The sequence below is a fragment of the Nocardioides dongkuii genome (assembly GCF_014127485.1).
In the GTDB taxonomy this organism is placed as follows: domain Bacteria; phylum Actinomycetota; class Actinomycetes; order Propionibacteriales; family Nocardioidaceae; genus Nocardioides; species Nocardioides dongkuii.
The window spans coordinates 2,025,289-2,051,620 of record NZ_CP059903.1 but is presented as its reverse complement, the minus strand read 5'-3'; the positions used below and the strand labels follow the sequence as shown (position 1 = coordinate 2,051,620).

General features: G+C 72.2%; 18 protein-coding genes. 10 read left to right on the top strand and 8 right to left on the bottom strand.

The features are described from left to right. Nucleotides 1-7 precede the first annotated feature (7 nt). The 3 genes from H4O22_RS09875 to H4O22_RS09865 are packed head-to-tail and all read right to left on the bottom strand — an operon-like array spanning nt 8 to nt 3,353. Nucleotides 8-1,690 carry a PhnE/PtxC family ABC transporter permease gene (locus H4O22_RS09875; RefSeq protein ID WP_182526800.1) on the bottom strand — a complete coding sequence of 561 codons (1,683 nt, stop codon included), beginning with the start codon at nt 1,688-1,690 and terminating at the stop codon, nt 8-10. Then, on the bottom strand, nt 1,687-2,436 hold the full coding sequence (locus tag H4O22_RS09870) for a phosphonate ABC transporter ATP-binding protein (protein ID WP_182526799.1): 750 nt from the start codon (nt 2,434-2,436) through the stop codon (nt 1,687-1,689). Before H4O22_RS09870 ends, H4O22_RS09875 begins: the two co-directional genes overlap by 4 nt. Continuing rightward, complete coding sequence (locus H4O22_RS09865) at nt 2,436-3,353, bottom strand: putative selenate ABC transporter substrate-binding protein (RefSeq protein WP_182526798.1); 918 nt, start codon at nt 3,351-3,353, stop codon at nt 2,436-2,438. The genes H4O22_RS09870 and H4O22_RS09865 overlap by 1 nt, the downstream gene beginning before the upstream one ends. Nucleotides 3,354-3,759: 406 nt before the next feature. On the opposite strand from H4O22_RS09865, the gene H4O22_RS09860 reads away from it, so the two are divergent. From H4O22_RS09860 to H4O22_RS09830, 7 genes are all read left to right on the top strand, one after another. After that, on the top strand, nt 3,760-6,636 hold the full coding sequence (locus H4O22_RS09860) for a Na+/H+ antiporter subunit A (RefSeq protein WP_182526797.1): 2,877 nt from the start codon (nt 3,760-3,762) through the stop codon (nt 6,634-6,636). Further along, nucleotides 6,633-7,127, top strand: a complete 495-nt coding sequence (locus tag H4O22_RS09855) for a Na(+)/H(+) antiporter subunit C (protein ID WP_182526796.1) — start codon at nt 6,633-6,635, stop codon at nt 7,125-7,127. Before H4O22_RS09860 ends, H4O22_RS09855 begins: the two co-directional genes overlap by 4 nt. After that, a complete protein-coding gene (locus H4O22_RS09850; protein WP_182526795.1) occupies nt 7,124-8,815 on the top strand; it encodes a Na+/H+ antiporter subunit D in 1,692 nt (563 codons plus the stop codon). Before H4O22_RS09855 ends, H4O22_RS09850 begins: the two co-directional genes overlap by 4 nt. Then, a complete protein-coding gene (locus H4O22_RS09845) occupies nt 8,812-9,372 on the top strand; it encodes a Na+/H+ antiporter subunit E (RefSeq protein WP_182526794.1) in 561 nt (186 codons plus the stop codon). Before H4O22_RS09850 ends, H4O22_RS09845 begins: the two co-directional genes overlap by 4 nt. Further along, a complete protein-coding gene (locus H4O22_RS09840) occupies nt 9,369-9,668 on the top strand; it encodes a monovalent cation/H+ antiporter complex subunit F (RefSeq protein WP_182526793.1) in 300 nt (99 codons plus the stop codon). The genes H4O22_RS09845 and H4O22_RS09840 overlap by 4 nt, the downstream gene beginning before the upstream one ends. Continuing rightward, nucleotides 9,665-10,030 (top strand): monovalent cation/H(+) antiporter subunit G, encoded by a 366-nt coding sequence (gene mnhG, locus H4O22_RS09835; RefSeq protein ID WP_182526792.1) that lies wholly within the window; start codon nt 9,665-9,667, stop codon nt 10,028-10,030. Before H4O22_RS09840 ends, mnhG begins: the two co-directional genes overlap by 4 nt. Before the next feature lie 61 nt (nt 10,031-10,091). Then, on the top strand, nt 10,092-10,454 hold the full coding sequence (locus H4O22_RS09830; RefSeq protein ID WP_182526791.1) for a hypothetical protein: 363 nt from the start codon (nt 10,092-10,094) through the stop codon (nt 10,452-10,454). On the opposite strand, the gene H4O22_RS09825 is transcribed toward H4O22_RS09830, so the two are convergent. Continuing rightward, on the bottom strand, nt 10,397-11,395 hold the full coding sequence (locus H4O22_RS09825) for a DMT family transporter (RefSeq protein ID WP_182526790.1): 999 nt from the start codon (nt 11,393-11,395) through the stop codon (nt 10,397-10,399). The genes H4O22_RS09830 and H4O22_RS09825 overlap by 58 nt on opposite strands. Here H4O22_RS09825 and H4O22_RS09820 point away from each other — a divergent pair. Beyond that, a complete protein-coding gene (locus H4O22_RS09820; protein WP_182526789.1) occupies nt 11,394-12,791 on the top strand; it encodes an aminotransferase-like domain-containing protein in 1,398 nt (465 codons plus the stop codon). The two genes, H4O22_RS09825 and H4O22_RS09820, sit on opposite strands and share 2 nt — an antisense overlap. Nucleotides 12,792-13,037: 246 nt before the next feature. Continuing rightward, nucleotides 13,038-14,024 (top strand): choloylglycine hydrolase, encoded by a 987-nt coding sequence (bsh, locus tag H4O22_RS09815; protein WP_280530190.1) that lies wholly within the window; start codon nt 13,038-13,040, stop codon nt 14,022-14,024. A 391-nt stretch (nt 14,025-14,415) separates the two neighbouring features. On the opposite strand, the gene H4O22_RS09810 is transcribed toward bsh, so the two are convergent. Beyond that, on the bottom strand, nt 14,416-14,850 hold the full coding sequence (locus H4O22_RS09810; RefSeq protein ID WP_182526788.1) for a hypothetical protein: 435 nt from the start codon (nt 14,848-14,850) through the stop codon (nt 14,416-14,418). Between the two features lie 14 nt (nt 14,851-14,864). Beyond that, nucleotides 14,865-16,334 (bottom strand): glutamate/gamma-aminobutyrate antiporter GadC, encoded by a 1,470-nt coding sequence (gene gadC, locus H4O22_RS09805; protein WP_182526787.1) that lies wholly within the window; start codon nt 16,332-16,334, stop codon nt 14,865-14,867. Between the two features lie 209 nt (nt 16,335-16,543). On the opposite strand from gadC, the gene H4O22_RS09800 reads away from it, so the two are divergent. Then, nucleotides 16,544-17,611 carry a DUF2776 family protein gene (locus H4O22_RS09800; protein WP_182526786.1) on the top strand — a complete coding sequence of 356 codons (1,068 nt, stop codon included), beginning with the start codon at nt 16,544-16,546 and terminating at the stop codon, nt 17,609-17,611. A 25-nt stretch (nt 17,612-17,636) separates the two neighbouring features. On the opposite strand, the gene H4O22_RS09795 is transcribed toward H4O22_RS09800, so the two are convergent. Together H4O22_RS09795 and H4O22_RS09790 are read right to left on the bottom strand one after the other, a co-directional pair. Beyond that, a complete protein-coding gene (locus tag H4O22_RS09795) occupies nt 17,637-18,362 on the bottom strand; it encodes a sulfite exporter TauE/SafE family protein (RefSeq protein ID WP_182526785.1) in 726 nt (241 codons plus the stop codon). 203 nt (nt 18,363-18,565) lie between these two features. Next, on the bottom strand, nt 18,566-26,284 hold the full coding sequence (locus H4O22_RS09790) for a DUF4082 domain-containing protein (protein ID WP_182526784.1): 7,719 nt from the start codon (nt 26,282-26,284) through the stop codon (nt 18,566-18,568). Between the last annotated feature and the right edge of the window lie 48 nt (nt 26,285-26,332).

Here is a 26,332-nt window from a genome sequence, read left to right as displayed (position 1 = left end):
GGACCGATCACCGCAGCGAGGCGCGCACCGCGACGCTCAGCGCGTCCACCACCAGGCACACGGCGACCAGCGCGAGCACGGTGGTGGCCATCGCCGGGTAGTCGAACCCGGCGCGTTGCTGCTCGAGCAGGCTGCCCAGGCCGCCGGCGCCCACGACCCCGACGACTACGGTCTCCCGGGCGGTGACCTCCCAGCGGTACAGGCTGAGCGCGATCAGCTGACCGGCTGCGGCCGGCACGGAGGCATAGGCGAACGACGCCGCCGGCGGTGCGCCGAGCTCGGTCAGGGCCTCGCGGGGTCGCTGGTCCAGCTCCTCCACGACCTCGGCGAAGAGCCTGCCGAGGATGCCGAAGGTGTAGACGCCGAGGGCGATCGCCCCGGGCAGCGGCCCGGGGAAGACCACGAACAGCACCAGCAGCGCCCAGACCGGCGGCGGGACGGCACGGGTGAGCAGCAGCAGCTGCCGGGCGACCCAGCCGAGCGCACGGCGTGGTCGGGAGCCGGAGCCGCGGGCGGCGACCAGGGCCACAAGCAGGCCCAGGACGGCGGCGAGGGTGATGGCCACGACCGACATCTGCAGGGTCTCCACCGCAGCGGCGCCCAGCTCCGACCACCCCCCGGCCGGCAGGCTCGGCGGCACCAGGTCGTCCACCAGCCGGCTGAGCCGGTCGGCCGTCCGCGCGGAGAACCACCGCTCCAGGTCCGGAGCGAGGTGCCACACCGACCCTGCCGCCAGCAGGGCGGCGACGGCTCCGGAGAGCGGCCAGCGCCGCCGCGAGGTGCCCCGGCGCAGGTACGCGCCCCAGCGGTCGATGACCGCGCCGAGCACCAGGAGGGCGTAGATGCAGGTCCACATCCGGCCGTACTGCAGGCCCTGGAAGGCCAGGGTGAGCTGCAGGCCCAGTCCCCCGGCACCGATCATGCCCAGGATCACCGCGGACCGGATCGAGCACTCGAAGCGGTAGAAGGCGTACGACGTCGCACCGGGGAGCAGGGAGGGAAGCAGCCCGTAGGACAGCGCGGCGACCCGTCCGGCCCCGGCCTCGCGGAGCAGGTCGTACGGACCGCGATCGGCCTCGTCGAGCAGCTCGGAGAAGACCTTGGCGGTGATCGCGCCGAACGGCACCGCGATCGCCAGCACGCCGACCAGCGGGTCGCGTCCCAGGACGCTGACCAGGAGCAGCCCCCACACCGCCTCGTGCACGCCCCGGGGCAGCGCGACCGCCGCCCGCGCCAGCAGCAGGCCGCCGGCGCGGACCACCCGGGCGGGTCCGGACGCCGATCCCGGCGCCCACCAGGTCTGGCTCATGAACGGCGCGACCAGGATCCCCAGCACGACCGACAGCAGCGTGCCCAGGACACCGAACGCCAGCGTGGTCGCGCTCGCCTCGAGCGTCGTGACGAGGACGTCGCGGGACAGCTCCGGTCTCGCAGCGGCGGCCCAGAACTCGCCGAACGACGGCAGCCCGGCGGGGTTCAGCACCCCGTGGCCGCCGTCGAGGAAGCTCCACAGCGACCAGCCGAGCACCAGGGCCCACACCAGGAGCCAGGCACGGCCGGAGACGCGTCCCCGGGGTGCCGTACGACGCGGGTCGCGGCGCGATCCGCGCGGTGCCGGGACCCGGCCGGGCGGCGCCGCCCCCTTCAGCCCGGACCCCTCGAGCGAGGCGATCCCGGACAGGTCGGTCATCCGCGCTCGAGGGAGTACAGCTCGTCGTACAGCCGGGCGTCGACCCGGTCGGCGGGCCGGTCGAAGACCACCCGCCCGCCACGCAGACCCACCACCCGGTCGCACCGCCGCACGGCGAGGTCGAAGTCGTGCAGGCTCACCACCAGGGTGCGAGCCGGGGTGGCGACCGTCTCGCAGAGCAGCCGCATCACCTCGTCGGCGCGGGCCGGATCGAGGCTGGAGACCGGTTCGTCGGCCAGGACCAGGTCGGGGTTCTGGACGAGCACGCGCGCCAGGGCGACCCGCTGCTGCTCTCCGCCGGAGAGCCGGTCGGTGCGCGTGAGCAGCTTCTCGGCGATCCCGAGGCGGGCCAGGGCAGCGCGGGCGGTCTCCGTCTCCCGCGGCCGCACCAGCGAGGTCAACGCCTGCCAGGTGCTCCACCGCCCCAGGTGACCGGCGTTGACGTTGTGCACGACGCGGAGGCGGCCCACCAGGTGCAGGCTCTGGTGGATGGTGCCGGTGCGGCGGCGTACGTCCGCCAGCGCCGCGGCCGGCGGGCGGGAGAGGGACTGACCGAGCACCTCGACGTCGCCGGCGTCGGGGCGGGCCGCTCCGGTGCACAGGCGCAGCAGGGTGGACTTGCCGGCTCCGCTGGGGCCGACCAGGGCCACCCGCTCCCCCGCGCGCACCACCAGGTCGACGTCGCGGAGCGCGGCGTGGCCGCCGTACGAGACGCTCACGCCGCGCAATGCGACGACGACGGTCATCAGGACACGAGCCCGAGCTTGCGGCCGATCTCCTCGATCCGGTCGTAGCTGTCGACGTCGGCCGGGACGAGCGCGCCCGCGCCGTACTTCTCGAGGAGGTCCTTCTCCTCCGGCGTCGACCCGTCGATCGCCAGCAACGCCTCGCGCAGCTCGTCGGTGAAGCCGTCGCCGAGACGCTCGTCGACCTCGGGCCCGGCCAGCCAGTGGTAGTCGCTGTAGGTCGGCGTGGTGAAGACCTCCACCACCTGGTCGAGGTCGACGGTGCCGGCGGCCTTCCGTGCCTCCCAGACCTGGATGTTGAGCACGCCGCCCTCGTAGGACCCCGCCTCGACCAGGTCGATCGTGGTGTCGTGGGACCCGGAGTAGCCGGGCCTGCCCTCGAACTCCTCGGCGCTGTCCACGCCGGCCTCCTCGAGGAAGTACTCCGGCATCAGCCGCCCCGAGGTCGACGACTCGCTGCCGAACGTGAACCGCCTCCCCTCGAAGACGGTCAGGTCCTCGACGTCGTCGACCGGGTCGATCCCGGCGTCCGCGTTGGCGATGAAGACGCTGCGGAACTCGGGGTCGATGTCCCGCTGCGCCAGCAGGGTGGCGCCCGGGGTCTGCAGACGGGCCTGCACCCCGGTCAGACCGCCGTAGAAGACCATGTCCAGGTCGCCTGCGCGGAAGAGGCTCACCGAGGCGGCGTAGTCGGTGACCGGGACGTACTCGACCTCGACGTCCAGCTCCTCGGAGAGGAGGTCTGCGAGGGACTCCTCGCGAGCCGTGAGCTCGGCCGGGTCCTGATCGGGGATCGCGCTGATCCGCAACGTCGCGCCGTTGCTGCCCTCCCCCGAGTCGCCGTCGCCGTCGCCGCAGCCGCCGAGGAACGCGAGCAGGACGGCCAGGACGGCAGGGCAGAGACGACGCAGCGACATGAGCTACCTCCGCAGGAGAGACCCGACAACGCACCGTACCCAAAGTGCCGCCCTCGCGCTCCTGGGCGGAGGCGGCAGCTCTCGCTCACCCGAGCCGGGGCAGCCCGCCGACGCGGTCCGGCGGGTCTGACCGGCCATGCGGCCTCGCAGATTCTCCTCGCCGCTCCCGCTGGTGTCGGATCCTTCTGCGCTCCGGGCGCGTGAGCCACACGTGGAGGGCGATCAGCCCCCAGGCGGCCGCGGTGAGCGCGATGCCGGCCGGTTCGTCCATGGCTCCAGTCAACGTGCGGACCGCCCTCGACGGCATGGGTGCCACCACCCATCTTCGGTCCCGCGGACCGTTCCGGCCCCGGCATCCCGGTAGATTTGTCACGGCTCGTCATCGACCCCGGGAGGGACCCCACCAGTGCTCGTGCTCATCGCCGCTGTCCTCGCGGCGGGAGCACTCTCCCCCTGGGTGGTGCTTCACGTCGGCCGTCGGGCCTTCCTGCTCATCGCGCTCGTCCCGCTGCTGGGCACTGCCTGGGTCGCCGCCCAGGGGCCGTCCGTCACGGACGGCGGCACGGTGGTCGAGGTCCACCCCTGGGTGGGCAGCATCGGCATGGAGCTCGCCTTCGCGATGGGCACCCTGCAATGGGTGCTGGCGCTCATCGTCCTCGGCATCGGCGCCCTCGTGCTGGCGTACTGCGCCTGGTACTTCGACGACTCCGACATGGGGGTCCCCCGGTTCGCGGGCGTGCTGGTCGCGTTCATCGGCGCGATGCTCGGTCTCGTCCTGGCCGACGACCTCCTCGTGCTCTACGTCTTCTGGGAGCTGACCACGGTCTTCTCCTTCCTCCTCATCGGCCACGACCCCGACCGCCGCACCAGCCGGCGCGCGGCCATCCAGGCGCTGGTGGTCACCACCTTCGGCGGCCTGGTGCTCCTCGTCGGCGCGCTGCTCGTCGGCCGGGCCGCCGGGACGTTCCGGATCTCCGAGATCCTCGCCGACCCCCCGGCCGGCACGGCGGTGACCATCGGCGTGCACCTCCTGCTCGTCGGCGCGGTCAGCAAGTCCGCGCTGCTCCCGTTCCACTTCTGGCTGCCGGCCGCCATGGCCGCCCCCACTCCGGTCAGCGCCTACCTGCACGCCGCCTCGATGGTGAAGGCGGGCGTCTACCTCGTCGCCCTGCTGGCCCCGGCCTTCGCCGGCGTCGCGGGGTGGCGGGCGGTGCTGCTCACTCTCGGCGTCGCGACGATGGTGCTCGGCGGCGTCCGTGCCCTGCGCCAGCACGACCTCAAGCTGCTCCTCGCGTACGGCACCGTGAGCCAGCTGGGGTTCCTCGTCCTGGTGCTCGGCGTCGGCACGCGCAGCGCGACGCTCGCGGGCCTCGGCATGCTGCTCGCCCACGCGCTCTTCAAGGCGACGCTGTTCCTCACCGTCGGTGTGATCGACCACAGCACCGGCACCCGCGACCTGCGCAAGCTGACCGGACTGGGCCGCCGGATGCCCGTGCTCGCCGTGGCGGCGACGCTGGCGGCGGCCTCGATGGCCGGGCTGCCCCCGCTGCTGGGGTACGTCGCGAAGGAGAGCGTGCTCGTCGCGCTGCTCGACGTCGCCCGCGAGGGGGACGGCACCGGCCTTGCCGGCCTCGGCGGGTGGGCGCTGCTCGCGGGGGTGGTCCTCGGCTCCGTCCTGACCGTGGCGTACTCCGCCCGGTTCGTCTGGGGCGCCTTCGGGAACCGAGAGCTCCAGGCGCCCCCGACGCTCCATGCCCCGCCGCCGGGGTTCGTCGCGGCGCCGGTCGTCCTGGCCGCCCTGTCGCTGGTCCTCGGCCTGCTCGGCGCGCCGCTCACCTCGCTGCTCGCGGGCCAGACCGACACCCTGCCGGCCGGTGCGCACGAGCCGGAGCTGACCCTCTGGCACGGCGCCGGTCTCCCGCTGCTGCTCACCGCCCTGACCATCGCCGCCGGCGCCCTGCTCTTCGTGGCGCGCGAGCCCGTCGCGCGGTTCCAGGCCCGGCTGGCCCACGACTGGAGCCTGGAGCGGGGCTACCGGGCGAGCATGCGGATGCTGGACCGGGGCGCGGTCGAGGTCACCGGTGTCGTGCAGCGCGGCTCCGCCGCGGCGTACCTCGCGATCATCCTGCTCGTGGTGGTGGTGCTGCCCGGCTCGACCCTCCTCGATGGTCTCGGCGACCTCCGGATCCGGGCGTGGGACACGCCCGCCCAGGCGGCGGTCGGCGTCGTGATCGTCGCCGCCGCGGTGATGGCCGCCCGCAGCCGCCGTCGGATCCGGGCGGTCCTGCTCGTCGGCGTCACCGGCTACGGCACCGCGTTCCTCTTCGTCCTCCACGGCGCTCCGGACCTCGCGCTGACCCAGGCGCTGGTCGAGACCCTGACCGTGGTCGTCTTCGTGCTCGCGCTGCGCCGACTGCCGGAGTACTTCACCGACCGGCCGCTGAGCCGGCAGCGCTACTTCCGCGCCGCCCTCGGCGGGGCGGTCGCCGTCGTCACCGCCGGCTTCCTCCTCGCGGCCAGCACCGCCCGCACCGCGGAGCCGGTCTCCGCTGCGCTGCCCGAGGAGGCGGTCGAGTACGGCGGGGGCGGCAACATCGTCAACGTCATCCTCGTCGACACCCGCGCGTGGGACACGCTGGGTGAGATCGCGGTGCTCGTGGCCGCGGCCACCGGCGTCGCGAGCCTCATCTTCGTCAACGCGCGCGGTGCCGAGATCCGGCGCGTGCACGACATCCCCTACCCCGCCGGCGTCAAGAAGATCGCGACCCGGCCCGGCCGTCGGGCCTGGCTGCCCGGGTCGCGCACGCTGCCCCCGGACAAGCGCTCGATCATCTTCGAGGTCATGGTGCGGCTGGTCTTCCACACCCTCGTCGTCATCTCCCTCTACCTCCTGCTCGCCGGCCACAACGCGCCCGGGGGCGGCTTCGCCGCCGGCATGACCACCGGGCTCGCGCTGGTCGTGCGCTACCTCGCCGGCGGTCGCTACGAGCTGGACGAGGCGGCGCCGGTGGACGCCGGTCGCCTGATCGGCTCGGGGCTGGCGATCGCGGCCCTGGCCGCGGTGTTCCCGATGGCGTTCGGCGGCGAGGTGCTGCAGTCCGCGGTGCTCGACGTACCCCTGTGGTTCCTGGGCGAGCTGCACCTGGTCACGTCGGTCCTCTTCGACGTCGGCGTCTACCTCGTCGTCGTCGGCCTGGTGCTCGACCTGCTGCGCGCCCTGGGCGCGCACATCGACCGCGACATCCAGCGATCCCGGCGACGGGCGGAGGCGGAGGCCGCATGACCGTCAACCTCACCTTGGTGCTGACCTCGGCAGCGCTGCTCGGCTGCGGGGTCTACCTGCTGCTCGAGCGCAGCCTCTCCCGGGTGCTGGTGGGCCTGGTGTTGATCGGCAACGGGGTGAGCCTGGCCTTCCTCGTGGCCGGTGGTCCGGCCGGCCGGGCGCCGATCGTCGTGAAGGGCGAGGACACCGGCGGTCTCTCCGACCCGCTCCCGCAGGCGATGGTGCTGACCGCCATCGTCATCACGCTGGCCACCACGGCGTTCGTGCTGGCGATGGCCTACCGGAGCTGGCAGCTCAACGGCCACGACGACGTCCAGGACGACGTCGAGGACGCCACGGTCCGCCGGCTGGCCGGCATCGACGTCACCTCCGAGGCGTACGACGCCACCACCTCGGACTACCCCGGCGACGACTCCAGCGGCGACCCGGGCCAGGACCCCGGGGACGACCCGCTCGCGGCCGACGCCGCCGAGATCAGGAGGTCCAGGTGAACAGCCTGGTCCCGCTCCCCGTCCTGCTGCCGATCCTGGGCGCCGGGGCGTCGCTGGCTCTCCTGCACCACCCCCGGATCCAGCGCTGGCTCAGCCTGGGCGTGCTCGCCGGGGTGGTCGGCATCGCCGCCCTGCTCCTCGTCGAGGCGGACCGCCACGGTCCGCAGACGGTCTGGATCGGCGGGTGGCCCGAGACGCTCGGCATCGTGCTGGTCGCCGACCGACTGGCGGCGCTGATGCTGCTCGTGAGCGGGCTGGTGACGCTGGCGGTCCTGGCCTACTCGGTCGGCCAGGGCATGACCGAGGACGAGGAGGGCGCGCCGATCTCGGTCTACCACCCGACGTTCCTCGTCCTGGTCGCCGGCGTCGCGAACGCCTTCCTCGCCGGCGACCTGTTCAACCTCTTCGTCAGCTTCGAGATGCTGCTGTTCGCGAGCTACGTGCTGCTGACCCTCGGCGGGACGGCCACCCGGATCCGGGCCGGCACCATCTACGTGCTGGTCAACCTGCTGTCCTCGACGCTGTTCCTCATCAGCCTGGCGGTGACGTACGCCGCCACCGGCACGCTGACGCTGGCGCACCTCGCCGTGCGGCTCGCCGAGCTGCCCGACCACGTGTCGCTGATGATCCAGCTGCTGCTGCTCACGACGTTCGCCATCAAGGCGGCGGTCTTCCCGCTGTCCTTCTGGCTCCCCGACAGCTACCCGACGGCACCGGCACCGGTCACCGCGGTCTTCGCCGGCCTGCTCACCAAGGTCGGCATCTACGCGATCCTGCGGATGCAGACGCTGATGTTCCCGCACAGCCCGCTGACCGATCTCTTGCTGTGGGCCGCGCTGCTCACCCTGCTGGTCGGGATCCTCGGCGCGGTCGCCCAGTCCGACATCAAGCGCATGCTGTCGTTCACGCTCGTCAGCCACATCGGCTACCTGATGCTGGGCGTCGCGCTCGCCAGCCGCGCAGGCACCGCGGGCACGACGTTCTACGTCGTCCACCACATCACCATCCAGACCGCGCTGTTCCTGGTGCTCGGGCTGGTCGAGCGCCGGGCCGGGAGCACCGCGCTGATGCGGATCGGCGGCCTCGCCCGGATCGCGCCGTTGCTGGCGGTGCTCTTCTTCGTGCCGGCGATGAACCTCGCCGGGATCCCGCCGTTCTCCGGGTTCATCGGCAAGGTCGGGCTGTTCCAGGCGGCCCAGCAGGACGGCGGCTGGTTGCCCTGGACGCTGGTCGGCGCCGGTGCGCTCACCAGCCTCCTGACCCTGTACGCCGTGGCGAAGACGTGGGCGGTGGCCTTCTGGCGCACGCCGCGGGAGGCCCACGAGGCACTGGAGGCCATCGGTGGGGGCGGCGAGCCCGTGCCCGGCCACGACACCGGCATCGTGCACGAGCACCGCGGCCACGTGCACACCGCCACCGGGGTCGTGTCCAAGCAGGACATCGAGGAGGCCCGCCGGCTCGGCGACGACGACCTGCCCGACCGGGACTTCTACACCCTCATCCAGGACGGCGAGGACAGCCGGGACTCGCCGGTCGGCATGCTGGTGCCCGCCGCCGCCCTGGTCACGCTGAGCGTGCTCCTCACCGTGGTCGCGGGACCGCTCTACGACTACAGCGACCGGGCCGCCGACGACCTGCACGACCGCGAGCCGTACCTCTCCTCGGTGCTCCGCGAGGAGGACCGATGAGCCCGGTGACGCGCACGCGGCGCGACGGCACCACGCGACCGGCGCGACACCGGGCCGTCCAGCCGTTCGCGGTCGCCTGGCTGACCCTGGTCTGGTTGGCGCTGTGGGGCGACCTGACGCCGCTGCTCGTCGTCGGCGGGGTGCTGGTGGCGGTGGGCGTCTGCGTGGTCTTCCCGCTCCCGCCGATCGACCTGGCCGCCCGGGTGCGCCCCCTGCTCCTGCTGGGCGTCGTCGTCCGGTTCCTCCTCGACGTCGTACGGGCCAGCATCCAGGTCGCCGGCGTCGTCCTGCGCAGGCGGCCGGTGCGCAACGCCGTGGTCGCGGTCGACCTGGAGAGCGCCTCGGACTTCGTGATGACGCTGGTGGCCGCGATGCTCTCGCTGATCCCCGGCTCGGTGGTCGTCGAGGCACGCCGGTCCACCCACACGCTCTACCTCCACGTGCTGGACGTGCCGGACGCGGAGGCGGCCGAGGCGTTCCGGCGCGACGCCCTCGCCCTGGAGCAACGACTGCTCCGCGCCCTGCCGCCCCGCCCGGTCGAGGAGGCCAGGTCATGACCGTCGTCCTCGTCCTCGCCGGCACCATGCTGTTCGTCGCGGCGATCCTGCTGGTCGTGCGGATGACCCTCGGACCGACGATCCTCGACCGGAGCGTCGCGCTCGACGTGCTCGTCGCCGTCACGGTGTGCGCGATCGGCCTCCACGCCGCACACACCGGAGTCACGTACGCGCTGCCGGTCGTGCTCGTCCTCGCCGGCTGCGGGTTCGTGGGCGCGGTCAGCGTCGCCCGCTACGCCAGCCGGAGCGACGACGTCGAGTCCGGCGGCGACGACGACCGCGGTGGTGCCGCATGAGCTGGACCGACCTCGCCGACCTCGCCGCAGCGGGGTGCTTCCTCCTCGGCGCGCTGCTGGCGCTGATCGCCGCCATCGGCGTGGTGCGGATGCCGGACCTGCTCAGCCGGATGCACGCGGCGACCAAGCCCCAGGTCCTCGGCACCGTGCTCGTGATGCTCGGCGTCGCCCTCCGGGTGCGGCAGCCCAGCGTCTTCGGTCTGCTGGCGCTCGTCGTCCTGCTCCAGATGGTCACCAGCGTCGTGTCCAGCCACATGGTCGGCCGGGCGTCGTTCCGCGCCGGTCAGGTCCGGCACGACCTGCTCGTCGTCGACGAGCTCACCGACGACCTCGAGCACCGGGAGCCGCGCGGCGCTCCGTGAGCCGGGGGTTGCCGGTGCCTACGTCCGCGGAGGATCCTGGCCCCGACGAGGGGGTGGGGCGGTGAAGGACATCTGGTTCCCCCTAGCGCTCCTGGCAGTGACGGGCGGTCTCCTGCTGGTCGCCGGGCACGTCGCGATCCACCTCGTCCTGAGACACCGGTGCCCCGACGACGTGCGCGAGCAGGCCGTCGCGGGCGCCGCCGCGCACCACGCCCTCGCGGAGCGGGCGACGGACGTGGTGCTCCTGGACCCCGTCGAGCCGGTCCGCTCCCCCGACGGCCGCATCGACGTGGACGCCACCGTCCGGCGCGAGGGCCTCCGGCACTGGTGGCTCTACCTCTTCCCGGGCGGACGCACGACGGCCGCTCACCATCGGCGGCTCCTGCGCCTCGCCCTGGAACGGACCAGGCGCGAGGAGGACTGATCGCTCGCCGGCGGCTGGTCGCCGCCGATCCGCGTTCGTACGGCGCCCCCGGCGCAGCCGATCACGACGAGACCACCGAGGACGGTGGTGGCGGCGAGGTGCTCGTCGAGGAGGAGGGCTGCCCAGGCGATGCTCAGGACCGGCTGGACCAGCTGGACCTGGCTGACCTTCGCCATCGGCCCGATGGCCAGCCCTCGGTACCAGGCGAAGAATCCCAGGAACATGCTGACCACGGACAGGTAGCCGAAGGCGGCCCATTCCGCCGGCGATCCCGTCGGTGTCTGCGCCGCGACGGCGAACCCGGTCAGGACCGTCATCACCGGCGCGGCCACGACGAGCGCCCACGACACCGTCTGCCACGCCCCCAGGTCGCGCGCCAGCAGCCCGCCCTCGGCGTACCCGACCGCGGCGGCGAGGACCGCGGCGAACAGGAGGAGGTCGGCGCGGTGCAGGGCACCGGGTCCACCGCTGCCGACGACGGCGAAGAACACGGCCGCCAGCGCCCCGGCCGCCGAGTATCGCCAGAACGCAGGGACGGGCCGTTCCCCGGTGCGGACCACGACCACCACGGCGGTGACCGCCGGCAGCAGCGCGATGACGACCGCGCCGTGGCTGGCGGGGGTGACGGTCAGGGCGTACGAGGTCAGCACGGGGAACCCGACGACGATGCCGGCAGACACGATGCAGACCCGGACCCACTGTCCCCTTCGGGGGCGACGCTGTCGGGTCAGCGCCAAGGCAGCGGCCGCGAGCAGGGCCGCGACGACGGCGCGCCCCGAGCCGATGAACAGCGGCGAGAGCCCTCCCACGGCCACCCGGGTCAGCGGGACCGTGAGGGAGAACGCCACGACCCCCAGGAGACCCCAACGCAGACCCGTGGCCGCGCCAGGGAGAAGTAGCGGCGGCGAGAAGAGGCGAGTAGCGCTACTGTGCTGCGTCATGACCGACGATAGCAGCGATCGGATCGTCGCCGCCGTTCGGCGATGGTTGGCCGAGGCGCCGCCCGGAGCCCGCCTGCCCTCGACCCGGCAGCTGGTCGCGGAGCACGCCGCTAGCCCGGTCACGGTGCAGAAGGCGTTGCGCGCGCTCGCGGTCGCCGGTGCGATCGAGTCCCGTCCCGGAGTCGGCAACTTCGTGCGCGAGAGCCGCGCCGTGCGCAGCACCGACCACGGGTGGCAGACCGCGGCGCTCGGCGCTCCGCGAGCGGTGTTGCCGCGGATCGCCGGGGCCCTGCGCGCAGCGCCCGAGGACGCCCAGGCCCTGCACTCCGGCTACCCCGAGCCGGGGCTGCTGCCGGCCCGCCTGGTGCGAACGGCGCTGACCCGGGCGACCAGGGGTGGCGCGGCCACGACGCGACCGCCCGCTGCGGGGCTGTGGGAGCTCCGCGCCTGGTTCGCCGCCGAGATCGCCGGCGCCACACCGGCCGACCATCCAGCACCGACCGGCAACGACGTGATCATCACGCCGGGCAGCCAGAGCGCCCTGACCTCGGCGTTCCGCGCGCTGGTTCCGCCGGGACACCCCCTGCTGGTCGAGTCCCCCACCTACTGGGGCGCGATCCTGGCTGCCCACCAGGCGGGCGTCCACCTGGTACCGGTGGCCAGCGACGCCGAAGGACCGGTCCCCGCCCAGCTCGACCGAGCGCTGAGGGAGACCGGTGCACGCGCGATCTACGTGCAGCCGACCTACGCCAACCCGACCGGCGCCCAGTGGTCGGCGCGGCGCAGCATCGACGTGCTCGAGCTCGCCCGCCATCACGGCGCATTCCTCGTCGAGGACGACTGGGCACACGACTTCGCCATCGACACCGAGCCCCGTCCGCTCGCCGCTCTCGACCCCACCGGCCATGTCGTCTACGTCCGCTCGCTCACCAAGAGCACGTCGCCGTCCCTGCGGGTCGGCGCCATCGCCGCGCGTGGCCCGGTGCTCGATCGGCTGCTGGCCGACCGGGCGGCGGAGTCGCTCTACACCAGCGCGGTCCTCCAGCAGGCCGCCCTCGAGGTGGTCACCGACCCCGGGTGGCGCTCGCACCGGCGACGTCTGCGGTCGCAGTTGCGCGAGCGCCGCGACCTGCTGGCCCGAAGCATCCGCGACCACGCCCCGAGCCTGACCGTCGACCACCTCCCCGCCGGCGGGCTCCACCTCTGGGCCCGCCTGCCCGACGGCACGGACCTCGACCGGCTCGTCCGCGCGTGCGAGGACCGCGGCGTGTGGGTTGCGTCCGGGGACGAGTGGTTCCCCACGGAGCCGGCGGCTCCCTACCTGCGGCTCAACTTCACCGGACCGGACCCGGCGTCGTTCCCCACGGCTGCGGCCAGCATCCAGGCTGCCGTCTAGTCGCTGTAGGCGGTCGTCGTCTGCGTCGCGCAGGTTGGACACCCGTAGGACCGTGCCGCTCTTCCCCGCGGGTGCGGTGCTGTGGCTGCCAGGCAGGCCTCGTCGGGGGTCGACCGCACCCGGGCAGGTCTGCCTGTGCAGGCGGGTCCTTGAGCAGCCAGGGCCGAATTCCTCTGTCTGGAGTCGGTCCGGCCCATGAAACTCGACAGGAGGTCGCACCCGTCCGGGTGCCGGTCCCTCGACAACGTGGAGGCAGCACTCGTGTGCACGGCGACGAACTACACCGCGAAAGACCACTACTTCGGTCGCAACCTCGACCTGGAGTTCTCCTACCGCGAAGCGGTGACGATCACCCCCCGCAACTTCCCGTTCCCGTTCCGGAAGGTCGCCGACATGGCGACCCACCACGCGATCATCGGGATGACGACCGTGGCCGACGGCTATCCCCTCTACTACGACGCGACCAACGAGAAGGGGCTGAGCATGGCGGGGCTCAACTTCCCCGACAACGCCGACTACAAGCCCGAGACCGCGGGGATGGACAACGTCACGCCGTTCGAGTTCATCCCCTGGATCCTGGGGCAGTTCGAGACGGTCTCAGAGGTCCGGGAGGCCCTGAAGAAGCTCGTGCTGGTCGACATCTCGTTCAACGCGGAGTTCCCGCTCTCCCCCCTCCACTGGATCATCTCCGACCGCGACGAGTCGCTGACGGTCGAGTCCGTCAAGGACGGGCTGCGGGTCTACGAGAACCCGGTGGGCCTCCTCACCAACAACCCCACTTTCGACATCCAGATCTTCAACCTCAACAACTACGCGAGCATCTCGCCCAGCCAGCCGGAGAACCATTTCTCCAAGAAGCTGCACCTCGACGCCTACAGCCGGGGGCTCGGCGGCGTCGGCCTGCCCGGCGACCTCTCCTCGATGTCCCGATTCGTCAAGGCGGCGTTCACCGCCGCCAACTCGGTGTCCGGAGAGTCCGAGTCCGAGGCGATCAGCCAGTTCTTCCACATCCTGGGCAGCGTCGAGCAGCAGCGGGGCTGCGTGGAGGTCGGCGACCGGTACGAGATCACGATCTACTCCTCCTGCTGCAACACCGACCGGGGGATCTACTACTACAAGACCTACGAGAACAGCCAGGTGACCGCCGTCGACCTGCACCAGGTCGACCTCGACGGGAACACCCTCTCCAGCTATCCGCTCGTCACCGGGCAGCAGATCCTGGCGCAGAACTAGCGGGTCCCCCGCCCCTTCTGGCCTCGGCCTACGAGCGCGCCGTGCCCGAGCAGGCCGGTCTGGCCGCCGCCCCGAGCTGCCCCGACGCCGCCGCGCCCGGTCGGCCAGCCTGCCGCGCCGGGTCGGCGTTCAGGCAGGCACCGGCGCCGCTCACCCCCGCGGAGCTGCGACGTCTCCCCCACCTCCAGACCCACCTCCGGATCGGGGACATCGCCCAGCGGCTGCACGTCCCCGCAACACCGTCGCCCCGGAGGTCTCGGCGATGCACCGCAAGCTCGGGGTCCGATCGCGGGGCGAGGCGGTCCAGCAGGCGACGTTGCTCGGGCTGCTCGGAGGGTGAAGCCGGTCCCATCCCCTGCGGTCCGGCTCTGAGGCTGTGGTTGAAGGCCGGCTAGTCGGACGGGGTCGGGATGGTGTCCTCGGTGTCGAGCTTCTCGATCGCGTCGATCAGCGAGTCCAGCTTGTCCGGGCAGTAGGTCTTGACCACGGCCAGGTCGTAGGCGACGAGGGACGGGTCCAGGGCGAGGCGGGGCTGGTGTCGGGCGTTGGTGCCGAACTGGGAGAACGCGAGCTGCTGCTGCAGACCGGCGACGTTCTTGCAGCTCACGCCGCCGTCGGTGCCGTACAGCGCGGTCGCCGTGGACGGGTCGACCTCGGGGAGGTCGACCGCCGCCAGTCTCTCGTTGAGCTGCTCGGCGAGGTCCTCGGCCTTGGCGCTGTCGGGATCGGACGCCGTACCGGCGGCGGTGCACCCGCACAGCGCGACGCCGGCTACGACCAGCCCCACCGTCCGGCGTACGGCGGGACGGGCAGCTCGTGAACGCATCGCGGTCATGGGACTCAGGCCCCTTCGTCGGGCGCGCCGGACTGGGGGTGTCCTCGGGAGGACTCGACCTTCCACTCCGGCTTGCGCAGCTGGTGCAGGAGGAACGGCCAGATGCCGAGGGCGATGATGCCGGCGACGAGGATCAGGAGGTAGGTCCCCTGGGAGATCGAGTCGCCGTCCCCCGAGGGCCTCACGAAGCCGAGCAGGAAGGCCGCGGCGCTCGCCAGGAACCCGATCGACCCGACCACCGGCATCAGCGGCGTCCGGAAGCCGCGGGGCACGTCGGGGTGGGTGCGACGCAGCCGCATCGCCGCCAGGAACATGAGCATGTACATGATCAGGTAGAGCTGCACGGCCATCGCGGTGAGGATCCAGAAGACCGACTGCACGGACGGCAGCACCGCGAACAGGACGGCCAGGACCGTCACGACGAGCCCCTGGACCATCAGGATCGGGACCGGCATGCCCCGGTCGTTGGCACCCTGCAGCCGCGGGGGGAGGTAGCCCTCCCTGCCCACGATGAGCAGGCCACGGCTCGGCCCGGGGATCCAGGTGACCACCGAGGCGAGGATCCCGACCACGATCAGCACGGCCATGGCGGTGGTGCCCCAGGACATGCCGAGACGGGTGAAGAAGACGTCGAAGGCCTGCAGCACGCCCTGGGTCAGGTTGAGGCTGGAGCCGGGCACCCCGACGGAGATGGCCAGCGTCGGCAGGATGAAGACGAACAGGATGAGGACGACGGACACGGCGATCGCCTTCGGGAACTCGACGGCGGGCCTGCGCATCTCCGTCACATGGACCGCGTTCATCTCCATCCCGGCGTAGGAGAGGAAGTTGCTCACGATGAGCACGATGCTCGCCAGCCCGGTGTACGTCGGGAGCCACTGTGCGTCCTCGGGCGGCGGGAGGTGCGAGGAGGCGCCGTCCTGCCAGTAGAGGACCGCGAAGATGATCAGCGCCGCGGCCGGCACGATCGTGCCGATCAGGAACCCCCAGGTCGCCACCTTGGCGAACGCCGCGACCCCGCGGGTCGCGATGAGGGTCGAGAACCAGAACACGACGAGGATCACCAGGCCGGTGAAGAGGCCCGAGTTCGCGAGGTCGCGGTCGAAGGCGTACGCCAGCGCGGAGGCGAAGAACGCCAGCTGGACCGGGAACCAGGCGACGTTCTGCATCCACTGCTGCCAGACGGCGACGAAGCCGATGCGGTCGCCGTACGCCTCCCTCACCCAGACGAAGACCCCGCCCTTCCACCCGCTCGCCAGCTCCGCGGCCACGAGCGCGACCGGCACCATGAACACGATCGCGGGCAGGACGTAGAGGAAGATCGACGCCCAGCCGTAGGCGGCCATGGCCGGCAGGCCGCGCACGCTGGCGACCGCCGTGGCGATGAGGACCGCCATCGACGTCCAGCTGATCAAGGAGCGGCGCGGCGCCGAGCCCTCCGGAGCCGTCGGCAGACCGCCTTCGCGAGTAGCCATCTCGACGCCTTCCGGTGATTGCTCCGAGGAACGACGCTAGTTGCCCGTCGTGGGCGGGGCAACCCTGATGGGTGACGCCGGGGCCTCCCGGCCACGTCGCCTGCTGGCCCCGGGCCGATGCAGAGATCCGTGCTGTACTGGAGGTCCCGGACGCGGGCAGTGCCGAAGCGTCCGGCTGCCGACCGTCGAGAAGCGAGGGCCGTGGTCCCATGAACTACTGGGTCAGCGTCATCTTTCGAGCCATCCCGCTGGCCATGATGGGCGTCTGCGTCGGGTTCGGCGTCTACGTCTGGAACGCCGGTGATGCGCCGGGCAACTTCGTGGCCGGGCGCGTGGTCACCTTCCTCGGGGCGATCTGCCTGTGCCTGTTCTGCACCGCGGCCACGATCATCCGGCAGCTCATCGGCCGCTTCAACGCCGTCGACCGGGTCCTCTACCCCGCGCTCGGCTACCTGGCGGCGATCGGCACCGCGGCGTACGGCATCTCCGTGTTCGCCGGCGCCTCCGGCCGCGGTCAGGACCCGGAGTACGTCGCCGGGCACGTCGTCCTCGGCCTCGGCCTGATCTGCGGTTGCGTGGCCACCGTGGCCACGGCCTCCACCAAGTTCACGCTCATCCCGGCGAACTCCGCGAAGCCGGCCGGCGTCCGGACGCCGCCGCCCGGGGCGTTCTCCCCGGGTGTCCTCGCCGTGCTGGCTGCGGTCCCGGTGCTGCTGGCCGCGGTCGCCTGGTCCTTCGGGATCGGCAACCTGCTGCTGACCCCCTCGCCGAGCAGGTTCACGGTGGGGCACGTGGTCAGCGGCCTCGCGATGATCTGCACGAGCCTGATCGGGCTGGTGTGGAGCATCCTGCGCCAGGTCCAGGACTCCTACGGCCCGCGGGACCGCATCGGGTGGCCCTGGCTGGTGATCGCCATGGGCACCACCAGCATGGTCTGGGGGATCGTGCTGCTGGTCCTCGATGACGAGCCGTACTACCAGACTCCCGGGTTCGTGATGATCGGCCTGGGCCTGGTCTGCTTCAGCATCCTCAGCAAGGTGGGCCTGCTCGCCCTGGTCTGGCGACGTACCTTCAGCCTCGCCGACCGGGTTCCTCTGATCCCGATCGTGACCGCGCTCAGCTGCCTGTTCCTGGCGGCGTTCGTCTTCCAGGCCGCGTTCACCGACTCCAACGTCTTCATCGCCGCCCACGTGCTGGTGGGGCTGGGCGCGGTCTGCTTCACGCTCTACTCGATCGTCTCCATCCTGGAGAGCGGCACGTCCTCGAAGGCGGACTGAGCTGCACTTCCGCGTCGTCGTCGCGCTAGGCCAGGACCGAGACGATCGACACCGTCGCGGACGCGGTCAAGCACGCGAGGACGACGCCGCGGAACCGGGACGGCGAGATGCGGACGAAGAGCAGGTCGCCGAGCCGCCACCCCAACGGGCACACCGCAGCGCCGGCGGCGGCCAGTGCCACGACACCCGCGTCGACCTCACCGAGCGCGACCAGCGCCGCCACTGCCACCAGCTCCTGGCACCAGAACACCGTCTGGAGGGTGCCTCGAGAACGGGCCGGCGGGAGCTGCATCGACTGCAGCGTCAGGACCAGGGGCGGCCCGTTGGCCCCGGTCGAGGTGAGCAAGGCGCCGCTCGCCAGGCCCGATCCCCACTGCGCACCCGCGCCCGCGGGCAGGCGCACGCGGAAGGCGAGCAGCAGGACGAGGGCGATGACGACTCCCGCGATGAGCAGCGTCAGCACCGACTCGTCGAACTGCGTCAGCATCACGAGTCCGAGCGGCATGCCGACCAGTCCCCCGACGACCATCCGCGACGCCGGCGCCGTGACGACGTGCTTGCGTTCGCGGACGCTGGAGACGGAGGTGAGCGCGAGACCGACCACGGTGGCGATGACGACTGCCTGCACCGCGTCGGTCAGCGCTGCGAGGGGTGGCACCGCCATCAACGCGAACCCGAACCCCGTGACGGCCTGGGTGGCCGCGGCCAGGCAACAGACCATCGCCGCCGCGACCAGGAGCTCCACCGCCATCAGGCGTCCCGGGTGGGACGGACGCTGCCGGAGGGCTCAGCCACAGATGGAGGGCGGTGCGGGAATCCTGTCGGCCAGGCTCGTGGTCATCGGTGGCTCTCTGCAGGACGTGAACAACAGCAGGGCTCACCATCGGGCACCGTGCGACCTGATGGGTCCGTCGGTCCCGCTGAGCGACATCCGTACAGGACGGAGCGCGAACCCTAGGGCCCGCCGATCCTCAGGCTCCTGACCACGGGGGTGATCCGGGCGTCCGTGCTCGCCACCACCAGCCGGTACTGCAGGTAGCGGCCGTCAGGCGCCGTCGGGGCCTGACCGTCCGGAACGGTGGTGAACCCGCTCCAGGTCTGGTCCGGGGTGGCGGTGTCCCCGACGCGGACCTGGATCTCGAGCATGGTTCCGGCGGGCACGTCGGCGTCCCGAGTGACCGCACCCCACCGTGAGGTGTCCCCCGCGTCGAAGACCCGAGAGCTGAAGGTGCCGTCGACCGCGTAGCGGCTGGTCTGCAGGGCGTCGACCACCAGCGCCGACCCGCCCGCGTTGAACTCGCTCACGATGGGGAGCAGAGGGTCCGGCGCCGTCATCGGGGCGGTGTGGCGCAGCCTGCCGTCGACGTACCAACGGACCTCGGCCGGCGACCACTCGATCCGGTAGGTGTGGCTGCTGCCGACCAGCTCGGTGCCCAGCCCCACCGAGACACCCGAGGACGAGCGTGCGTAGACCTGATCGGGGTTGTTGCCGACCCCGAAGGTGAACCAGGGACTGTTGAGGTCGGCGTCAGCGCTGAGCCCGATGTTCTGGAACGGGGCGGCGGTGAACGTCGCCTGGGCCTCGATCGCCGCGTATCGCCCGCTGGGGCCGGACACCGCGGTCCCGTCCACCGAGAGCGCGCCACCGGCGATCGCGGCGGTGCCGCCATCGGTCCACGGAACGCTCCTGGCGGTCCAGCCGACGGGCAGGTCCGGGTCGTCGAAGGCCAGCACGTCCGTGCTGGAGGCCAGGCCCACCGCACCGTCACCGTCCGGACGTACGGCGGTCCCGTCCGTGGTGCCCGCTCCGAAGTCGGCCTCGCTGGAGTCGGTCACTGCCGGTGCGTCAGGTGGTGGGGATGCCGCGCTCGTCGTGAAGCTCCACGACATCGGGGTGGTGAGCGCGTTCCCGGCAGCGTCCTTGATCCCCGTGCCCAGGCGGGCGGTGTGGCCGGTGTCGCGCGCGAGCGCCGCATCGGGGGTGAAGGTGGCGGTCCGGCTGCGGGCGTCGTAGCCCACGGTGCCGTCGACAGGTGTCCCTGCGGCGTCCACGGCGAACGTGGCCGCCGTGACGGTCGCGGGGTCGACGGGCTCGGAGAACGTCGCCCTGACGGTCGCCGTCGGACTCACGTTCGTGGCTCCGTCGTCCGGGGCCGTCGAGGTGACGCTCGGGGGTGTGGTGTCCGGCCGTGCCACCCGGTACGTCGCGGTCCACACGCCGTCCTGGGCGGGGAAGACCGCGTAGCTGACGCCCTTGACCACCCGCGTCGTCGGTGTGACGGAGCCGCCCGGGCCGACCAGGGTGAGGAGCTCGCCGCCCGTGTTCGTCGGGACCATGGCCTCGAGGCCGCGGGCGCCGGCCCCGACGTCGATCGTGAAGGTCAGCTCGCCGGTCCCGGCCGCCCAGCCGAGGTCCCCGAAGCTGGAGGCGTTGCGTCCGTCGGTCCAGGTCAGCAGCTGAGCGGCGCTGATGACCGGGACGCCGCGGGCCTTGGCCGCGGCGACGATGTCCGTGGCGATGGGCTCGCTGCGCGGGCTGTCGGTGTGGATGTTGGTCACGAACGTGCCGTAGTAGCCCTGGGGCCCGAGCGCGTTGTCCAGGAGCACCTCGGCCGTCTTCGGGTAGGACTGGCCGGACTCGTCGGTCATCTGGGTCGTCGCCTGGTAGGCGTCCACGAGCTGGCCGTCGGTGGTCGCGAACCGCTGGGCGAACCCGGACCCGGTGAACAGCCCCGGCACGTCGCGCACCCAGCCGGGCGGCCAGTAGTAGTAGTTGGTGTCCAGGTGGATGCCCTGCTTGGCGAGCTCCTCCGGCACGGTGGTGTAGTCGGTCCACGAGATGCAGTGGTTGCGCGAGGTCGCCGACGGCTCGATCCCGGGGTACTTCGCGGCGAGGTCGGCGAGCTGGGCCGCGAGCCCGTCGGCGAACTGTGTCCGGGACCAGCTCTGGCACTGCGTGTTGGGGTGCAGCCCGATCTCGAAGCCCTGGTCCTCGTAGCCCTTCGCCTCTGCCGCGGTCATCGCGGCGTCGGGGTAGGTGGGGAAGAGGTAGTTCGTCGAGCGGATGCACTCCCAGTCCGCGACCGAGCAGCCCGCCGGGCTCGCCGCGACCTCCTGGTCGAAACGGTAGGACACGTCGCCGCCGTCGTGCTGGTCAGAGGTCATCACGACCGCTGCCTTCTCACCGTTCGGCAGGTACCAGAACCGGGGCAGCGGCTGGGCGTCCAGCGACCCTTCGGTCATCACGTTGGCCAGCAGCCGCTGCTGCTCGTCGGCCTGCGGGATGGCGACCTTGCTGAGGTCCACGTAGTCCGGCTTCGGGTCCCCGGCCATGGCGCCGTAGAACAGGTCGTCCGACCGGTGGGGTCCCGCCTCGCCGTCACGGTTCTGGTTGACCCAGGCCGGGTTTCCCTGCCGGGTCAGGACGACGGACCTCGCGAGGTCGTAGGTGAAGGCCGCCGCCGACCCACCGGCGGTGCCGACCTGGCGCGTGGTGACGGCCGGGTTCGCCGTGGCCGTGCTCGACGTGCTGTAGAGCGTGGCCACCACCTGGGTCCCCGAGGCGGTTCCGTAGCGGTCCGCGGTGCCGTGGAACTGCAGCGTCTCCCCCACGATGCCGGTGCCCGGGTCCGCGGAGGTGTCGACCTTGAGGTACCCCTCGGACAGGCTTCCGGCGGGCCCGGTCAGGCCGAGCAGCCCGGCGAGCTGGGGGTCGGGACGCAGCGCGACCAGGTCGCCGCCGTTCTCGACCCACGTGGTGAGGGCCCCCACCTGGGCGGAGGTCAGGGTGGCCTCGCCGAGCACGACCGTCTGGTACGGCGCCAGTCCCGCGGCGGTGAGGTCGCCCCTGCCGCCGGTGGTGAAGTGGTTCAGGCCCTCGCCTCGCAGCAGCTCGGGGAGGTAGCGGCCGAAGCCCCCGCCGCCGACCGCGAGCACCGGGCCGCCCGGCCCTTGGTTCGGGTCGGGTCGTGGAGCGGCCCCGGCGCGCGTGGTGAACGACCAGGTGTCGTCGGTGGCCAACCGGTTGCCGGCCAGGTCCGTGATGCCGTCCTCGCCCCCGCGCAGGGTGACGGTGTAGACGGTCTCCGGTGCCAGTCCCCCGGACGGCGTGAGGGTCACGGTGGCGCCGCTGGTCTGCCGGGTCGCCGGGACCGGGCCGGCCGGACCGACGAGTGCCAGGTTGGTGGCCGTGACCGAGCCGGGGGCGACCTGCTCGTTGAAGGTCACGGCGACGGACGTGCCTTGGGAGACCCCGGTGGCGCCGGGGCCGGGGAGCCGGTTGCTGATCACCGGTGCGCTGGTGTCCGGCGGCAACGCGCCGGTGTTGAAGACCACGTCGGCCCAGTAGTTCGCCGGCGTCGGCGACGCCGCGGTGGGGAAGCCACCGCCGTAGCGGTAGACGCCGTTCGGCCCGTCGGTGCCTGATTGCAGCGCGGTGACCGGTCCATTGGTCACCGGCGCTCCGACCAGACCGCCGGCGGTGTAGGCGTACCGGCCGGTCGGTGAGAAGTAGGTCGCGAGGTAGGTCTCGCCCGGGGTGAGCGACACCGGGGTCGCGAGCGGGATCTCCTGCCAGCCGGTGACACCGGCCGGCAGGGTCGCCGTCCCCTCGCCGAGGACGGTCCCCGCGGCCGTGTAGAGGCGGCCGGTGAACGCATCACCCTCGGTGTAGGGCTTGTAGAAGCGGATCGCGGAGACGTACCCGCCCTGGGAGACCCGCAGCTTGACGCCGACCTCGATGGACTGGCCGCTGTCGGGGCCGGCTGCGACCCCTCCGGGGCCGTCTCCGAAGGCCGTGTACGCGGTGGTGCTGCCCGCGAGGGTGTCGAAGGTCCAGGTCACGTCCGCAGCCAGGGGGTTGCCGGCGAGATCGGTGATCCCACGGGCACCGCCCTCGAGGGTCGCTGTGTAGGTGGTGTCGGCGGCCAGCGGGGCGGCGGGTGTCAGCGTCACGGTCCTGCCGTCGGTCGTCACGGTCGCCGGGACCGGCGTACCACCCTGCGTCAGGGTGAACGTCGTGTCGGTCACCGTCGAGGCCCGGACCGGCTCGCTGAAGGTGGCCGAGACGGCCGTGGAGGTGTCCACGCCGGCGGCTCCGGCGGCCGGGCTCCGGCTCGTCACCGTCGGGCCGGTCGTGTCCGGGCCGGGCTGGAACGTGAGGTCGACGAAGTAGTTGGTGTCGTTGAAGGACTCGGTCGGGAACGCACCGGGCGTGCCGCTGTAGATGCCGTTGCGGGCGGTCGAGGTCGACTGGGGCGCGGTCAAGGGGCCGGATGTGTGGTCCCCGGCCGTGAAGTAGCCCGCTTGGGCGGCGTAGTAGCCCGCCGGGACGGAGTAGGAGGCGATGTAGGTCGAGCCGGCCTGGATGGACAGCGGGGTGTCGAAGTAGGCCGTCTGCCATCCGGTCGCGGTCTCGTCGGTGAACGTGACGTCGCCGAGCAGCTGCTGGGTGCTGGCGTTCCACAGCCGTCCGGTGTGCAGACCGGTGTTCTGGGTGCCCTTGTAGAACCGGATCCCGGTGACGAGCCCGTCTGCGGAGCTCCGGAACCGTACGCCGAGCTCGTAGTCCTCGCTGTCGGTGGCGATCCCCGGGGTCACGTCGCCGAACAGGGTCACCGCGGCGGAAGCCGCCGTGGTGAAGGACCACGTGTGGTCCGCGGCGAGCGGGTTGCCGCTCACGTCGGTGACGCCGGCAGCGCCACCGACGAGCGTCGCGGTGTACTCGGTGTCGGTCGCGAGCGGTCGATCGGGGACCAGGGTGGCAGTGGGGCCCGAGGCGGACACGGTGGCCGCCACGGCAGGCCCCCCGGCGGTCGGCGTGAGCGTGAAGGTCGAGCCGGTCACGCTCGCGGCCCTGACCGGCTCGTCGAACGTCGCCGTCACCGGCGCGGTCGTGGACACGTTCGTGGCCCCGGCCACGGGCGTCGTCGAGGAGATGGTGGGCGCGGTGGTGTCGTCCTCGTTGGTGAACACCACGTCGGCCCAGTAGTTGGGACCGGGGTTGCTCGGCGCGGTGTCGGGGAAGCCACCGCCCGCGCCGTACCTGAAGACGCCGTTGGGCCCGTCCTCGCCGGCCGCGAGACCGCGCAGCGGCGGGTTCACGGCGGCCGTGACCAGGCTGTCCGGGGAGCCGGGGTTCGTGATCGCGAACTGACCGGACTCGGAGTAGTAGGACGCGACGTAGGTGGTGCCGGGCGATATCCGAACCGGGGAGACCAGCGGCAGCACCTGCCACCCGGACCCGCTGAGCGTGGTCGGGTCGCTCCAGCCCAGCAGCGTGCCGGTGCTGGAGTAGAGCCTGCCGGTGAAGCTGCCGGTCTCGGCGAGGGGCTTGAAGAAGCGCACCGCCCTGACCTGGCCGGCCTGGTCGCTGCGGAACTTCACCCCGAGCTCGAGCGGTGTTCCGTCGCTGGCGTCGCGCGCCGTGCTCGGCGCCGCGTCGGGGAAGATCGAGCACGGTGTTCCCGTCGTGCAGACGCGGTCGGCCACGGTCACCGTGACGGGCGGGCTCGCGGGACCGGTGTTGACGCTGTCGTCGGTGGCCCGGCTCAGGATCCTGACGGTGCTGCCCTCGGCCGTCGGGGGGGTGAACGTGTAGCTCCACCGCGCCCGGCCCTCGGCGGGGTGCCACGTCTCGCCGCCGTCGGTCGAGACCTCGACGCCTCCGACGAGTCCGCCGACGTCGGTGGCGGTGCCCGTGATGGTGACGCTGCTGCCGGACCGGACCGTGCCCCCGTCCGTGGGAGCCGTCACGACGGAGGTGGGAGCGGTGGTGTCGGTCGACGCGTCGGCGGGATCGAGCTCGTCCTGCAGCGTCGTCGGCTGGACGACCATGTCAGCGAAGAGGTTCACGGTGGCCTGCTGCATCGCGGTGACCGGCGTGCTGCTGCCGCGGTCGTGCTGACCGTCGAGGCCCCACGACCACTGGATCGTGCCCGCGCCGAACACCAGCGCATCACTCTGCTGGTCGCGGTGCAGGGTGAGGGTGTGCCGGGCGGTGCCGCCGCCCTCGAAGGCCGAGCCGTAGGACGAGGGGACGACCTTCTCCACTCCGGTGACCGTCGTGTCGGAGAGCCGGATCTGTCCGGCCGGTCGCGAGCCGTTGTCGAGGTCCTCGTCCCACTCGTAGCCGATGACCTCGTCGCCGAAGGTGTCAGCGCCGGGGCTCGATGCCACCGAGGAGCCACGCCACAGGCGCAGCTGCCCGTCCTGGGGCGTCACGGTCATCGACGAGGAGCCACCGTTGACGGAGAAGATCGTGCCGGTCAGACCGTTCTCGGGCTTGTTGACGGAGTCGGGGTCGCGCGGGTCGCGCCAGGTGCCGGTCCAGTCGCCGGACGGGTCGGCGTTGTTCGGGTAGTCGAGGGTCTCCTTGTAGGACACCAGGGTCCGGTGAGGGGTCGAGGCGCCGTCGATGCTGTCCTCGAAGCGGGTGCGCCAGAAGGCTTCGTTCCCGCTGAAGAACGCGAGATTGACGCCCGCGTCGCGGGCCGCCTCGACGTTGTCGCGCTGCGCTCCGGACCAGTACTCGTCGTGGCCCACGGACAGGTAGGCCTGGTGCTCGAGCAGCTCCGCCCCGGAGCGGTGGGCGTCCACCCCGGCGATGTAGCTGACGTCGTACCCGTTGCGCTCGAGCCAGCGGATCATCGGGTACTCGGCGTTGAAGACCGAGTCCTCGGGCGCGTAGTCGCGCGTGGTGATCGGCCTGTTGTAGCTGACCTTGTGGGCCCGACCGTTCGCGCCGCCACCGGTCCCGGGTCCGTCACCCCAGTAGAGACTGGCGCCGCCGTAGCGGTTGTAGGCCTGCCAGGTCGTGTCGGCCGTCTGGAAGACCATGTCGGAGCCGCCGGTGTCGTCGCGCACCACGAACGGCACGTGGCTGGCGCCACCGGTGTCCGTGCGGACGAGACGACCGATGTACACGCCGGACACGGCGCTGTCGGGGACCGCCCAGGTCGCCGACACGCTCCAGTTGCCGCAGTCGGCGATGCCCGTGGTGTTGCGCAGGCAGGACGGCTGGTCGGTCGCGGTGGTGTCCGTGGCGGGGATGGTGGCGACCTTCCGGGCGCCGTCGCCGTCGTACCAGCCGAGCCGGTAGACGTCGATGCGGAAGGAGTCCGCCGTGGTGTCCACCTTGAACCGCACGGTGTCGCTCGACGCGGCGCTGATGTCGGTGGCGAAGCCCTGGATGCTGCTGTCTCCGGCGCCGCTGACCTGCCACTCACTCGCCGGCGAGCCCTGCTGCTGGTTCTCCGCGGCCACCGTGTTCGCCGCCGTGGGGAAGGTCAGCGCGTTGCTGGGGTCGCTGACCGGTCCGGTCCACGAGCCGACACGCACGGCGACCCGGTACACCCACGTGCCGTCGGGAACACCGGTGTCCCCGCAGCTGGTCGCCGAGACGGTGCCGGAGCAGGTGCCGCCAGGAGTGCGGGGCTCACCGCCGCCCACCGGGTAGGCGGTGACTTGATAGCCGACCGGCCCGACTCCATCGGGCAGGCTCGCGGACTGCCACGTCACTGTGGCGCCGTCCGGACCGTTCGCGGACGCCGCGACGCCGGTGGCCGCGGGAAGTGCGATCGTCCTCGCTGCCGCAGCGCTGGGCGGCGAGGAGAGGATCCAGGCGGCCACGGCCACGTCGACCACGACGAACATCATCACGACCGCCGCCGTCATGAGCGACCTGCGCACCCTGCGGCGACGGGGTGTCGTTCTCGTGCTCCC